14 protein-coding genes are annotated in these 12835 nt (G+C 63.8%); 1 reads left to right on the forward strand and 13 read right to left on the reverse strand.

The genetic code is table 11. The features are described 5' to 3' along the window. Positions 1-41 precede the first annotated feature (41 nt). The 8 genes from atpA to ACKAE7_RS06075 all read right to left on the reverse strand — a co-directional run bounded on the left by atpA (position 42) and on the right by ACKAE7_RS06075 (position 6417). Entirely contained in the window at positions 42-1679 is a 1638-nt protein-coding gene (gene atpA / locus ACKAE7_RS06040; protein ID WP_188727890.1) for a F0F1 ATP synthase subunit alpha, read from the reverse strand. A gap of 79 nt (positions 1680-1758) precedes the next feature. After that, positions 1759-2586, reverse strand: a complete 828-nt coding sequence (locus ACKAE7_RS06045; protein ID WP_188811880.1) for a F0F1 ATP synthase subunit delta — start codon at positions 2584-2586, stop codon at positions 1759-1761. Next, positions 2586-3137: a F0F1 ATP synthase subunit B gene (locus ACKAE7_RS06050; RefSeq protein ID WP_188811879.1), complete on the reverse strand. Its 552-nt coding sequence runs from the start codon at positions 3135-3137 to the stop codon at positions 2586-2588. Before ACKAE7_RS06050 ends, ACKAE7_RS06045 begins: the two co-directional genes overlap by 1 nt. Positions 3138-3189: 52 nt before the next feature. Then, positions 3190-3393: an ATP synthase F0 subunit C gene (atpE, locus tag ACKAE7_RS06055; RefSeq protein ID WP_009356484.1), complete on the reverse strand. Its 204-nt coding sequence runs from the start codon at positions 3391-3393 to the stop codon at positions 3190-3192. A 107-nt stretch (positions 3394-3500) separates the two neighbouring features. Continuing rightward, the gene (gene atpB, locus ACKAE7_RS06060; RefSeq protein ID WP_174179147.1) at positions 3501-4301 is read right to left on the reverse strand and encodes a F0F1 ATP synthase subunit A; all 801 of its coding nucleotides are present in this window, start codon (positions 4299-4301) and stop codon (positions 3501-3503) included. A gap of 81 nt (positions 4302-4382) precedes the next feature. Next, the gene (locus ACKAE7_RS06065) at positions 4383-4721 is read right to left on the reverse strand and encodes a hypothetical protein (RefSeq protein WP_066277096.1); all 339 of its coding nucleotides are present in this window, start codon (positions 4719-4721) and stop codon (positions 4383-4385) included. Continuing rightward, entirely contained in the window at positions 4714-5196 is a 483-nt protein-coding gene (locus tag ACKAE7_RS06070; RefSeq protein WP_408978702.1) for a hypothetical protein, read from the reverse strand. Before ACKAE7_RS06070 ends, ACKAE7_RS06065 begins: the two co-directional genes overlap by 8 nt. A gap of 108 nt (positions 5197-5304) precedes the next feature. Continuing rightward, entirely contained in the window at positions 5305-6417 is a 1113-nt protein-coding gene (locus tag ACKAE7_RS06075; protein ID WP_188811875.1) for an MraY family glycosyltransferase, read from the reverse strand. Between the two features lie 286 nt (positions 6418-6703). On the opposite strand from ACKAE7_RS06075, the gene ACKAE7_RS06080 reads away from it, so the two are divergent. Next, the gene (locus tag ACKAE7_RS06080) at positions 6704-7600 is read left to right on the forward strand and encodes a glycosyltransferase (protein WP_188811873.1); all 897 of its coding nucleotides are present in this window, start codon (positions 6704-6706) and stop codon (positions 7598-7600) included. Between the two features lie 24 nt (positions 7601-7624). Here the strand turns inward: ACKAE7_RS06080 and ACKAE7_RS06085 are convergent, their stop codons facing one another. The 5 genes from ACKAE7_RS06085 to rho all read right to left on the reverse strand — a co-directional run. After that, positions 7625-8398: a WecB/TagA/CpsF family glycosyltransferase gene (locus tag ACKAE7_RS06085; RefSeq protein WP_408978703.1), complete on the reverse strand. Its 774-nt coding sequence runs from the start codon at positions 8396-8398 to the stop codon at positions 7625-7627. Continuing rightward, positions 8398-9258 carry an L-threonylcarbamoyladenylate synthase gene (locus ACKAE7_RS06090; RefSeq protein ID WP_188811870.1) on the reverse strand — a complete coding sequence of 287 codons (861 nt, stop codon included), beginning with the start codon at positions 9256-9258 and terminating at the stop codon, positions 8398-8400. Before ACKAE7_RS06090 ends, ACKAE7_RS06085 begins: the two co-directional genes overlap by 1 nt. Before the next feature lie 12 nt (positions 9259-9270). Further along, on the reverse strand, positions 9271-10143 hold the full coding sequence (prmC, locus tag ACKAE7_RS06095; protein WP_408978704.1) for a peptide chain release factor N(5)-glutamine methyltransferase: 873 nt from the start codon (positions 10141-10143) through the stop codon (positions 9271-9273). Between the two features lie 21 nt (positions 10144-10164). Then, entirely contained in the window at positions 10165-11238 is a 1074-nt protein-coding gene (gene prfA / locus ACKAE7_RS06100; protein ID WP_188811866.1) for a peptide chain release factor 1, read from the reverse strand. Positions 11239-11468: 230 nt separating this feature from the next. Continuing rightward, the coding region (gene rho, locus ACKAE7_RS06105; protein WP_408978705.1) for a transcription termination factor Rho at positions 11469-12835 on the reverse strand (1367 nt) is incomplete at its 5' end.

Below are 12835 nucleotides of genomic sequence, written 5' to 3' on the forward strand. Positions count from 1 at the left end.
TGTGCCGGGTCCTGTGGACCCGGCACACCCGGCCAATGGAACTAGCGCTTCTGCTTGACGATCTTTTCCTGGTCAACCTGGCCCTCGTCGATGGCGGCATATTCCTCATGCCCCGCACCGACCAGGTGGTTGTCACCCTCGCCAAAGAAGCCCTTCTTGAAGTCGACGATTGCCGACTTGAGAGCTGCCGCGGTGTCATCGTCCAGCACGTTGGTCTGCGCCAGCGTGGTGAGGATCGAGGACTTGTGCGCCAGGTGCTCCAGGAACTCGGACTCGAAGCGGCTGATGTCCTCAACCGGAACGTCGTCCAGGTAGCCGTTGGTGCCGGCCCAGATGGAGACGACCTGGTTCTCGACCGGGAACGGCGAGTACTGGCCCTGCTTGAGCAGCTCCATCAGGCGGGCGCCACGGGTCAGCTGCTGGCGCGATGCGGCGTCCAGGTCCGAGGCGAACATGGCGAATGCCTGCATGTCGCGGTACTGGGCGAGGTCCAGTTTCAACGTACCGGAGACCTTCTTCATGGACTTCACCTGTGCGGCGCCGCCCACGCGGGACACGGACACACCCACGTCAACAGCGGGGCGCTGGTTGGCGTTGAAGAGGTCCGACTGCAGGAAGATCTGGCCGTCGGTGATGGAGATGACGTTGGTCGGGATGTAGGCGGACACGTCGTTCGCCTTGGTCTCGATCAGCGGCAGGCCCGTCATGGAACCGGCGCCCAGTTCGTCGGACAGCTTTGCACAACGCTCCAGCAGGCGGGAGTGCAGGTAGAACACGTCGCCCGGGTAGGCTTCGCGGCCCGGCGGGCGGCGGAGCAGCAGGGACACCGCACGGTAGGCCTCGGCCTGCTTGGAGAGGTCATCGAACACGATGAGGACGTGCTTGCCGCCGTACATCCAGTGCTGGCCGATGGCCGAACCGGCGTACGGTGCCAGGTACTTGAAGCCTGCGGGGTCGGATGCCGGAGACGCCACGATGGTGGTGTACTCCAGTGCGCCGTTGTCCTCGAGGGTCTGGCGGATGGCGGCGATGGTGGACGCCTTCTGACCGATGGCCACGTAGATGCAGCGGACCTGCTTGGTCACATCGCCAGAAGCCCAGTTGGCCTTCTGGTTGATGATGGTGTCGATCGCAATGGCCGACTTGCCGGTCTGGCGGTCGCCAATGATGAGCTGGCGCTGGCCGCGGCCGATCGGGATCATGGCGTCGATAGCCTTGAGTCCGGTCTGCATCGGCTCGTGCACAGACTTGCGCTGCGTCACGCCGGGAGCCTGGAGCTCCAGTGCGCGGGTGGTTTCGGCCTTGATCTCGCCGAGGTCGTCGATGGGCATGCCCAGCGGGTCGACAACACGGCCAAGGAAGGCGTCGCCCACGGGAACGGACAGAACCTGTCCGGTGCGGTGGACTTCCTGGCCTTCTTCGATGCCGGTGAAGTCACCGAGGATGATGACGCCGATTTCGCGGACGTCGAGGTTCTGGGCCAGGCCCAGCGTGCCGTCCTCAAAGCGAAGCAGCTCGTTCGCCATGACCGAGGGAAGGCCCTCAACACGGGCGATGCCGTCACCAGCGGTAGATACGCGGCCGACCTCTACGCGTTCTGCGTTTCCGGGTTCGTAGGACGCCGCGAACTCGTTCAGCGCATTACGGACGTCGTCGGCGTTGATGGTCAATTCGGCCATCTGCAGTCCCTGCTCTCCTGTTTTGTGATCACCGTTGCCGATGACCGGGGTTTCTATCAGTTTGTTTGTGCTTGTCCGGCTAGCCGGCCAGCTGGCGTTGCAGCTCGCCCAGCCTGGTGAGTACCGAAGCGTCGAGCACTTCGTCACCAACCTGGACGCGGATGCCGCCAATGAGTGCCGGATCAACGTTGAGGTTGATCTTCAGTTCCCGCCCGTACATGGCGTTCAAGCCCGCCTGAAGGCGTGCAAGCTGCGTCTGCGTCAGGGGACGGGTCACATTGACCGTTGCAATCCAGCGCTGCTGCCGCTTGGCCGCCAGCTCCGCGAAACGTTCCACCAGCCGGGTCGGCTTGATGCCGCGGGGCTGGGTAACGGCCTGCCGGATGAGGACTTTGGCTTCCTCACTGGCGCCGGGCATCAGCTTTTCGGCAAATGCCGACTTGGCTGCGGCGCTGGCCTGTGTTTCGGACAGAGCACGTTGTACCTCGTGGCTGGAGGCAACAGCCTGGTTGAAGGAGAACAGATCGTTCTCCAGTTCTTCCAGGCCAGTGATTCCGGAGGCAGAAACGGCCGACTTGTTTTCAGCAACGGAAATGACCACCGTTGCGGCAAGAGTCTCGAGTGCATCGCCGATGTCACGGGCAGTTGCCCAGCGCAGGCTGGCCAGTCCGCTCGCGATATCTGCAGCATCAGCGGAGACTTTTCCGCCAACCAGCTGCCTGACCAGCGCCGACTTTTCGTCACCGTTGCGGGACGGGTCAGTCAGGGCGCGGCGCAAGCCAGCCGAGCTGTCCACCATTCCCAGAATTCCGAAGAGTTCCTTTGCCAGCTGCAGCGACGCCGTCGGAAGCTTGGCTTCCAACGCTGTCAGCGCTGTTGCCAGCGATTCGCTCGATACGCCTGCCATTACTTAGCTGCACCTGCGTTCTGGGTCTCCAGATCTGCCAGGAAGCGGTCCACGACCCGAGCTGCACGCTCGTCGTCGTTGAGCGATTCGCCGACGATCCGGCCGGCCAGGGTGGTGGCCAGGGTGCCGACCTCGGAGCGCAGGGACACAACGGCCGCCTGGCGCTCGGATTCGATCTGTGCGTGGGCCTGGGCCGTGATGCGGGCAGACTCTGCAGCTGCCTTCTCCTTGAGATCCGCGAGGATCTGGGCACCTTCGGCGCGGGCTTCCTCACGGATGCGGTTGGCTTCGGTGCGGGCGTCGGTCAGCTGCTGCTTGTACTCTTCGAGTGCAGCAGAAGCCTCAGCCTGGGCCTTTTCAGCCTTTGCAATGCCGCCTTCAATGGCCTCGGCACGCTCGGCGAAGGTCTTTTCGAACATCGGGACAACGAACTTGACCACGATGAACATGAGGATGGCAAAGCCCACGAGGACAACGCCCATTTCCCAGACGTTGGGAACCAGGGGGTTGACTTCGCCCTCAGTGGCGGCTGAGATGATCAGCTGATTCATATTTCACCCGTCCTTTTCTACTCGGTTCTGTAAGTTCGCTTCGCTCTAAGGACTAGAGAACGAAGGCGAAGACCAGGCCGAGGATGGCGAGGGCTTCGGTGAGCGCAAGGCCGAGGAATGCGATCGGCTGCAGGACGCGCTGTGCTTCCGGCTGACGTGCAACGCCGTTGATGTAGGCAGCGAATACGAGGCCAACACCGATACCACCGCCGATTGCGGACAGACCGTAACCTACGAGGTTGAGATTGCCTTCCATTTTTCTTCCTTTCAAGATGCCACCCGTGTGGCAGGTTGTTTGGGTTGCTCTATCCCCGCGAGGGGAAGTTTTGTGTGCCTTGCGGCGCAATGCCGTGCGGCTGGTGCCTAGTGGCTGTCGGCGTGAAGCGCGCCTTCGATGTAGATCGCGGTCAGCAGGGTAAAGACGTACGCCTGCAGGACCATGATCAGGGCTTCAAGCATGTACATGGCGATCGCGCCGGCGAGGACCAGGAGGGAGGATCCCTTCAGCAGGATGTTCTCCTGCATGACGAGGAACTCGATGCCGTAGCCTGCGATCATCACGATGAGGTGGCCTGCCAGCATGGTGGCGAACAGACGGAGGCTGTGGGTGACCGGCCGGACCAGGAAGTTGGAGATGATCTCGATCGGGATCACGATCGGAAGGATGTACCAGGGAACACCTGAGGGCACGGTGGCCAGCTTGAAGTAACGGAGCCCGTTCTTCTTGACGCCGATGGCGATCCAGGTGAAGTAGACGATACCGGCCAGCACATAGGCTCCGCCCACGTGGGAGAACGTGGGGAGCTGGAAGAACGGGATGGCGCCGTAGATGTTGTTAACCAGGATGAAGAAGAAGAGGCTGAACAGCAGCGGGACGTACTTGATGAAGTCCTTGCCGCCGATGATGTCCTTGGCGATTCCGTTGCGGACGAAGCCGTAGGCGGCCTCGCCGGCGAACTGGAGCTTGCCGGGTACCAGCTGCTGCTTGCGTGCAGCGAGCACGAAGAAGACGGCGATAAAGACGACAGAGAGGAGGACCAGCAGCATCTGCTTGGAGAATCCTTCTGCGGCACCCCACGGCAGGATTGCCGGCAAATGCATTTCGTTAATACCAGGAGGAGTGAACTCTCCTGAATCTTGGGCCGGGAGCGCAAGCGCGATCAACGCGTTTCCTCTCTGCAGTGTCCATCATTGGGCGTTGGGCGGGGATCGGCAGCCTGATGGCCTGCTGTTCCCCCTGTGAAATTATTTGGCATTAGTGTCGCCGTCCTGGGACGGCCCGCTGGCAGCATGGCGCTCCCCAGCGTTGTTTCGAGAACTGGTAAGGCCATGCATGTGGGAAAGGTAAAAACCTCCGACGGCTCCAAGCAGAGCGCCTGCGAGCACAATCCAGCGCGTTCCCCACACGTAATCCAGTCCCCACCCTATCAAACTCCAGACGATGATTCCGCCAATGATGTAGCTGAATACGGCCATGCCGGCGTTGTATCCGCCGCTGGTTCCGTCGCCTGATACACCGGGGGCGGAACCGGTCGATCCACCGTTGCCGTTGCGGCCTTCGTTGGGCTTCTTCGGATCACGCATCGGGGTTTTCCTTGGTTTCTGGATCGTTGTAGATCTGGAGGCGCGCTTTGCTGAAACCGTAGATCTCAGCCGCCTGCCACAGCACCACCGCGGTGACGGCGCCGGCAACAAACCAGCGCCCGTTAAGCCACTGCGGAGCTCCCACCACGAACAGGACGACGGCGAAACCGACCACCTTGACGAAGTAGGTTGCCACGAACATGCCAATGGCACCGGAAGGATTGCTGCGGCCCACGAAATGCCCTACAAGGAGGCTGATTCCGAAGAAGAGCATCACCAACACGCCACCGGACGTGCTGGAAAGCGCCCCGTTCACCCCGTCCAGCAGCATGGCCGGTACAGCGCAAAGCAGCAGTCCGCACGCAGAAACGATCGAGCTCAGCTTGAGGAGGTTCAGCCAGAGCGACGGCGTGGGGCCGGATGCGCCAACGCGTCCGTTGCCGGACAGAGGTCCGGACTCGGCGTTGGAGGTCATTCGATCCCAATCGTCGGCACCTGCGGAGGATCGTCAACAGGCTGTATGGAGGGGCAGCTTTGGCTGCCCCTAAATTCTACACGAGATAGAAATATTTCCGCACGGACGTTACGCCCGGGTCTCTTCCCCCCTGCGGGCAAGGTAGGGCCAGGCAGTGATGAGGCCCATGACCAGGGTGGCGAAGAGGTCGATGGACAGCACAATTTGCCACGGGAAAATGGCGAAGGCCAGTCCCCCGAAGGAGAGGATGGCGGTCCAGAGGTACATCAGGATGACTGCGGTGCGGTGCGAATAGCCGATGTCCAGGAGCTTGTGGTGCAGGTGCCCTCGGTCGGCAGACCAGGGCGAGCGGCCCCGGGCAGTCCGTCGCACCACCGCCAGGCCGAGGTCCAGCAGCGGAAGGAAGAGGACCGCGAACGGAAGCAGGATGGGAATCACCGTGGAGATGCCGTTGACCCTGTCGTAGAGCCCCGAGGTGATCTGTCCCGTGGACACTACACCCGCCGACGCCATCAGCAGCCCGATCAGCATGGCGCCGGAATCGCCCATGAAGATCTTGGACGGAAACCAGTTGTGCGGCAGGAAGCCCAGGCAGCTGCCCACCAGGACCGCGGTAATCAGTGTCGCAAGGTCTGAATAGTCCAGCAGGACCGCGTTGCGGTGCACCCAGTAGGCGGTGAAGAAGAACGCGGTGCCGCCGATGATGGCGACGCCTGCGGCAAGGCCGTCCAGCCCGTCGATGAAGTTGAACGCATTCATCGTGGTGACGATCAGGCCGGCAGTCAAGAGGACCTGGACGGTTTCATTCTCGAGGTGGATCGGCTCCGGAACCCAGGGGACGATGGTCATCTGGACTCCCCAGATGGCCACGGTAAAGCCTGCAATGCTTTGGCCGATCAGCTTCACCCACCACCGGATGTCCAGCAGGTCATCGGCGACGCCAACCAGCACAATGACGGCTGCGCCGGCGAGGACGCCCCATGGCGAGAAGTTGTTCCGGTAGATGTCCTTCACGAAAAAGGACTGGCTGGCAACGATGAGGGCCACCACGACGCCGAGGAAGATCGCCACGCCGCCCAGGCGCGACACGGGAATGGAATGCATATCGCGGCTTCGGATGGGCATGTGGAGTTCAAGCCGGTGTCCGACGACCCGGGCCCCCCATGTAGCCGCGTAGGAAACGACAGCAGCGGTCAGTCCCATCAGCAGGTACATGATCATGGGGCGGGTTCCGTTTCCGGGGGGACGCTGCAGCCGGGCAACGGCACTGGCATCTGGTCCTTGGCTATGGGGCTCACTGGCCGGGAATCTGTTCTTCGATAAATGAAACTTCTCCGTCGCCGAGCGCGCAGCAGGCAGTGCGTATTTCCTCATACGCGGTGCCTTACAGGGCTGTATTACAGTGGACTCTAGTCAAAGATACTAGCGCCAACAGCTTCATGGCTTCGCGCCACACTGGCGCATTGCGAGCGGGGAAATCCCTGTCAGCCATGCTGAAAGGACCCCCATGACCCCCCGCATAGCAGTTGCCGCCGTGACCTTCGACCGGCCGAAGGAACTGGCCGTCCTGCTGGATTCCATCAACGCCCAGACGGCCGCAGTGGACACAATCTGCCTGGTTGACAGCGGCAAAACCCCGGCGCGTGAAACAGCCGGTGTGCATCCAAACGTTGATTACGTCCGTTCGGAGGCCAACCTCGGCGGTGCGGGCGGCTTCGCCCTGGCAGCACTCAAGGCAGTGGCCAGCGGAGCCAAATGGATCTGGATGATGGATGACGACGCCGAGCCGGCGGATCCGGAATGCCTCGCCACGCTACTGCGTGAGGCTGAGGCAAGGGACCTGGAGGCGGTAGTTCCGCTGGTGACCGCGCCTGGCCAGCCGGACCGGCTGTCCTTTTTCTTCCGCCTTGACGGCAAGGTGACGCACAGCCGCGCCGAGGTGGAGAAGCTTGGCTTCCTGCCCAACGACGGGCACTTCTTCAACGGCGCGCTGATCCGCTCCGACGTTTTCTTCAAAGTGGGACTGCCGGACATGCGGCTGTTCATCCGCGGCGACGAGGTGGACTTCACCATTCGGCTGCGCAAGGCGGGCGTCAGGTTTGGCACGGTGACCACCACCGCCATCACCCACCCGCATGCGTTCTCGGAAACCCAGCATGTGTTTGGCGCAGGCTGGCACGTCATCGTCCCGGAGTCCGCGTTCAAGCGGTACTACTATTACCGGAACCGCGGCTACCTGATCCGCCGGTACTTCCGCGTCCGGTCCTTTATTGCGGACGTGGGCGGGTATGCAGGGTATTTCGCGCAGCGGCGGGACCTCAAAGGTTTCCTGGGTTGGGCCAGGTCCTTCTCTGCCGGCCTGCGTGGCAGGGGCTTTGCCCCGCTGGAGGACCAGAAGTTCTAAGAAGCACTTCCGGTCCTGCCGCGTTTACTTGCCGGGCCTGGGAACGGTTCGCTTCAAGCGGCGGCTTCCCAAAAGCCACAGCAGGACCCAGGGTTCTCCGAGCACGCGGTAGGCAACACGGCGGGGATGCAGCAGCAGCCGCCAGGCCCATTCCAGCCCCATCCGTCCCAGCCATCGTGGTGCAAGCTTCTGGAAGCCGGCCAGCTGTTCGATGGCTCCCCCCACTGCGCAGTAGGTGGCCGGGGGCATGTCGGCGAGGCGCCGCTGCAAGACTTCCTCCTGGAGCGGCATGCCCAGCCCCAGCAGGACAAGCTGCGGCTGCTGCGCGTGCAGCCATGCAACAGCCTGGTCTTCCAGGTCCCCGTTCCAGCCCTCACCGGGCAGTCCCGCCACCTGGGCGCCGGGGACGATCGATTCCAGTTGCTTAACGGCCGCAGCATTTGCCTCGGCGCCGGCGCCGACCACTGCAATCCGTTCCAGTCCGTGCACCTGGCCCAAAGCCGGAAGCCAGTCCGTGGTACCCAGCCGGTAGTCCATGACCGGCCCTTCGGCTTTGCCGGTCCTCCCCCACAGCCAGAGCACGGGCGCGCCGTCCAGCAGGACCACATCGCTGCGCTTATATAGGTCGTGGAAATTCTCATCCGAGAGCGACAGTGTGACGCTGTGCAGATTGTGCCCCAGTACCGTGCGCGTGGAGCCTTCCTCGACGAAGCGGCTGAGTTCCGCCACCAGGTCCGGAACGCGAAGCGGGGTCGCATCGACCTCCAGCACCGGGATCCGCTGACGGTCAAGCGCCATCAAGGCTCGGGGTCCCGAACCGGAGCCGGGACAGCTGCGGGCTCCTCGGAAGGAGACTCCACAGCGGCAGTCCGAACAACCGAAGACCCGCCGGCAGGGGCTGCTTCTGCCGGTGCTGCTTCCGCAGGCGCGGCTTCGGCAGGTGCCGCTGCTGTTGCTCCGGGTGCCGCTTCTGCCGGTTCCTCCTCGGCCATGGGGATCTCGCCCAGGCCCAGGACTCCGGGTACGTGCTCGCGAAGCTGGTCCAGGGTCACCGCACCGTTCCGGACCACGCGCAGGCGCGGACCCGTGGCATCGACAATCGTGGACGGTACTGCGGCCTCGCCTTCCAGTGGCCGGAAGCCGCCTTCAAGGTAGACCTCCACGGAGTCCGCCAGCTGCTCGCGGGCGGCGGCGGCGGTCTGTCCGGCGGCATGGCCGGTACGGTTGGCCGATGATACGGCCAGGGGGCCGGTAAGGGTCAGCAGCTCCTGGGCGATTTCATCGTCCGGCATGCGGAGGGCCACAGTGCCCTTGGTCTCGCCAAGGTCCCAGTCCAGGGATGGCTGCGCGTGCAGGATGAGGGTGAGGCCTCCGGGCCAGAAAGCTTCCGCCAGTTTGCGGGCGTCGGCCGAGACGTCCGTGGCGAGGCCGTCGAGGGCATTGATCCGCGGGATCAGCACGGGCGGCGGCATGGTGCGGCTGCGCCCCTTGGACACCAGCAGCATGGTCACGGCCTGGGGCGAGAAGGCGTCGGCTGCAATTCCGTAGACCGTGTCCGTGGGAAAGACCACGCACTTCTTTTCGCTGATGGCACGCTGGGCGTGCTCAAGTCCCTTGGCCCGCTCGTCGTCGCTGGTGCAGTTGTAGGTAGTGGTCACTCGCCTATTCTTTCATTCGCTGTGGTCCGGATCTGCGAGCAGGGCGCTGGTGGCGCGCTCCTTGCCGTTGAGGTCCAGATGCGTCCTGATCCCGGTCCAGTTTCCTGTCCCGGCCAAATGGTCCGAAATCCAACCCGCCTGGACTTCTGCATGCTCCATCACAAAGTAGCCCCCCGGCCGCAGGAGGCGGGCAGCGGAGGCAGCGGCCGCCGTCGGAAGTTCCATGCCGTCCGCTCCCCCGCCGTACAGCGCCTCCGGCGGGTCATGAAGGGCGACTTCCGGCTCGGTGGGGATGGCTTCGGCGGGAATGTACGGCGGATTGGACACCACGACGTCGAAAGTTCCGTTAAGCTCGGGCAGCGCGTTCCTTAGGTCCCCCAGCACAAGCCGGACACCCAGCGGTGCCAGGTTTTTTGCTGCCCAGGCGTGGGCGAAGGGGCTGAACTCGACGGCGTGCACCTCCGCGCCCGGCACCTCATGGGCGATGGAGCCTGCAATGGCACCCGAGCCCGTCCCGAGGTCGACGATCCGCGGGCGGGCCATCCCGCGGACGTGGTCGATGACCAGCTGCGCAACCGATTCGGTCTCGGGGCGGGGTACGAAAACGCCGGGGCCAACAGCCAGCTCAAGGTAGCGGAAATGCGCCACTCCGGTGATGTGCTGCAGCGGTATGCGGCTGGCGCGTTCCGCCACCAGCGCCTCGTAACCCTCCGGCGCGGGCGCATCTCCCAGCATCATGGCACGCAGCCGGCTGAGCCCCACGTTCAGCAGGTGGTCGGCCAACAGCTCGGCGTCCACCCGCGGACTGGGGACGCCGGCGTCGCGGAGGATGTCCGTTGCCGCGCTGACAGCGTCCGCAAGCGACTGGCCTGGCTCGAGTGTCATGTCTGGAATTTACCGAAGGGACTAGTCGCCGATGGCGTCCAGGCGTGCCTGTTCGTCCATCTCGATGGCGGACTGGATGACCGGCTCCAGGTCGCCGTTCATGACCTGGTCCAGGTTGTACGCCTTGTACCCGGTGCGGTGGTCCGCGATGCGGTTTTCGGGGTAGTTGTAGGTGCGGATGCGCTCCGAACGGTCCATGGTGCGGATCTGGGATTTCCGCTGGGCGGAGTTCTCGGCGTCGATCTGCTCCTGCTGGTGCGCCAGGATGCGTGCCCGGAGAACGCGCATGCCCGCTTCACGGTTCTGCAGCTGGGATTTTTCGTTCTGCATGGCCACCACGATGCCCGTGGGAAGGTGGGTGATGCGCACGGCGGAGTCCGTGGTGTTAACGGACTGGCCGCCGGGGCCGGAGGACCGGTAGACGTCGATCTTGAGGTCGTTCTGGTTGATCTCGAGTTCTTCGGGCTCATCCACTTCGGGCAGGACCAGGACGCCGGCGGCCGAGGTGTGGATGCGGCCCTGGGATTCGGTGACGGGAACGCGCTGCACCCGGTGCACGCCGCCTTCGAACTTAAGGCGGGCGTACACACCCTCGGCAGGATCGTTCGAGCTGCCCTTGACGGCAACCTGGACGTCCTTGTAGCCCCCAAGGTCGGATTCCGTGGCGGAAATGATCTCGGTCTTCCAGCCGCGGGACTCCGCGTACCGGGTGTACATGCGCAGCAGGTCGCCGGCGAACAGTGCGGCTTCGTCGCCGCCTTCACCGCCCTTGACCTCAAGGATCACGTTGCGGGCATCGTCAGGATCGCGCGGGATGAGGAGGCGGCGCAGTTTCGCAGCAGCCACCTCAAGGGCGGCTTCCAGCTCAGGTACCTCAGCTGCGAACTCGGGGTCTTCGTCCGCCATCTCTTTGGCAGCAGCAAGGTCATCCTGGATGGCTTCCCACTTGTGGTAGGCCTCAACGATGCCATTGAGCTGAGCCGAACGGCGCCCCAGTTTCCGGGCAAGCCGCTGGTCGGCATAGACAGCAGGATCCCCCAGCTGCGCCTGGATAGCATCATGCTCATCAAGCAGGCCCTGTACGGACTCAAACATTTAAAACCTCTTTCGACTTGTACAAGTCTAGTAACAATCATGTGGCGGCCGCGGCTGGTGGGCTTAACGACGAAGCCGCACGGATTTTTCCGCCCCGGGAGTGGCATCGGGCCTGCCGGAGCTGGGTGGCTGACGATCGAAGATCGGAAGCCGCCCAGCGTAGGGGCGGGGGCGGAAAAATCCGTGCGGCGTCAGCACCGGGGCAGCAAACTCAGCCGCTCACCGATGCGTTACTTGTCGTTATCCGACTTCGCGCCAAGCGTCGTCTTCTGGACCTGCATGAGGAACTCGACGTTGCTCTGGGTTTCCCGGATCTTGTTGGTCAGCAGCTCAAGGCTCTGCTGGGTCTCGAGTCCGGAGAGGACGCGGCGCAGCTTCCACATGATCTTGACTTCCTCGGGGGAAAGCAGGTTCTCCTCGCGGCGGGTGCCGGACGCGTTGACGTCGACAGCCGGGAAGATGCGCTTGTCAGCCAGCTGGCGGGACAGGCGGAGCTCCATGTTGCCGGTGCCCTTGAACTCTTCGAAGATGACCTCGTCCATCTTGGACCCGGTCTCAACGAGCGCGGTGGCCAGGATGGTGAGCGAGCCGCCGTTTTCGATGTTGCGGGCCGCACCGAAGAAGCGCTTGGGCGGGTACAGCGCCGCGGAGTCCACACCACCGGACAGGATGCGGCCGGATGCCGGTGCTGCCAGGTTGTAGGCGCGGCCCAGGCGGGTCATGGAGTCCAGGAGGACCACCACGTCCATGCCCATTTCCACGAGGCGCTTGGCGCGCTCGATGGAGAGTTCGGCCACGGTGGTGTGGTCGTCAGCGGGGCGGTCGAAGGTGGAGGCAATGACCTCGCCCTTGACCGTGCGCTGCATGTCCGTGACTTCTTCGGGGCGTTCGTCAACCAGCACCATCATGAGGTGGACCTCAGGGTTGTTGGTGGTGATCGCGTTGGCGATGGACTGCAGGATGAGCGTCTTGCCGGCTTTCGGGGGCGAGACGATCAGGCCTCGCTGGCCCTTGCCAATGGGAGCCACGAGGTCGATGACGCGGGGGCCGATCTTCTTCGGATCGGTTTCCAGCCGCAGGCGCTCTGACGGGTAGAGCGGGACCAGCTTGGCGAACTCGACGCGGTCCTTGAGCTCCTCGGCGGTCTTGCCGTTCACCGAGGTGACGCGGACCAGGGCGTTGAACTTCTGGCGGGCGGACTGCTGGCTGCGGTCTTCGCCTTCGCGGGGTGCGCGGATTGCACCGACGACGGCGTCGCCCTTGCGCAGGTTGTACTTCTTGACCTGGGCCAGGGAGACGTAGACATCGTTGGGGCCCGGCAGGTAGCCGGAGGTGCGGATGAACGCGTAGTTCTCCAGGACGTCGAGGATGCCCGCTACGGGCAGCAGGACGTCGTCCTCGGTAACCTCGACGTCGTCGACGTCGGGTCCCTGGGAACGTCCGCGGCGGCGGTCGTTGCGGTCGCGGAAGCGGTCGTTGCGGGAGCTGTTGTCCCGGTCCTGGCCGCCGGAGCGGTCATTGCGGTCGTTCCGGTCGCGGCGGTTGCGCCGGTTGCGGCGGCTGCCGCCGTCGGAGTCGTCGCCGTCGCGGTTGTCGT

The organism is Pseudarthrobacter sp. NKDBFgelt (assembly GCF_046097905.1).
GTDB lineage: Bacteria > Actinomycetota > Actinomycetes > Actinomycetales > Micrococcaceae > Arthrobacter > Arthrobacter polychromogenes.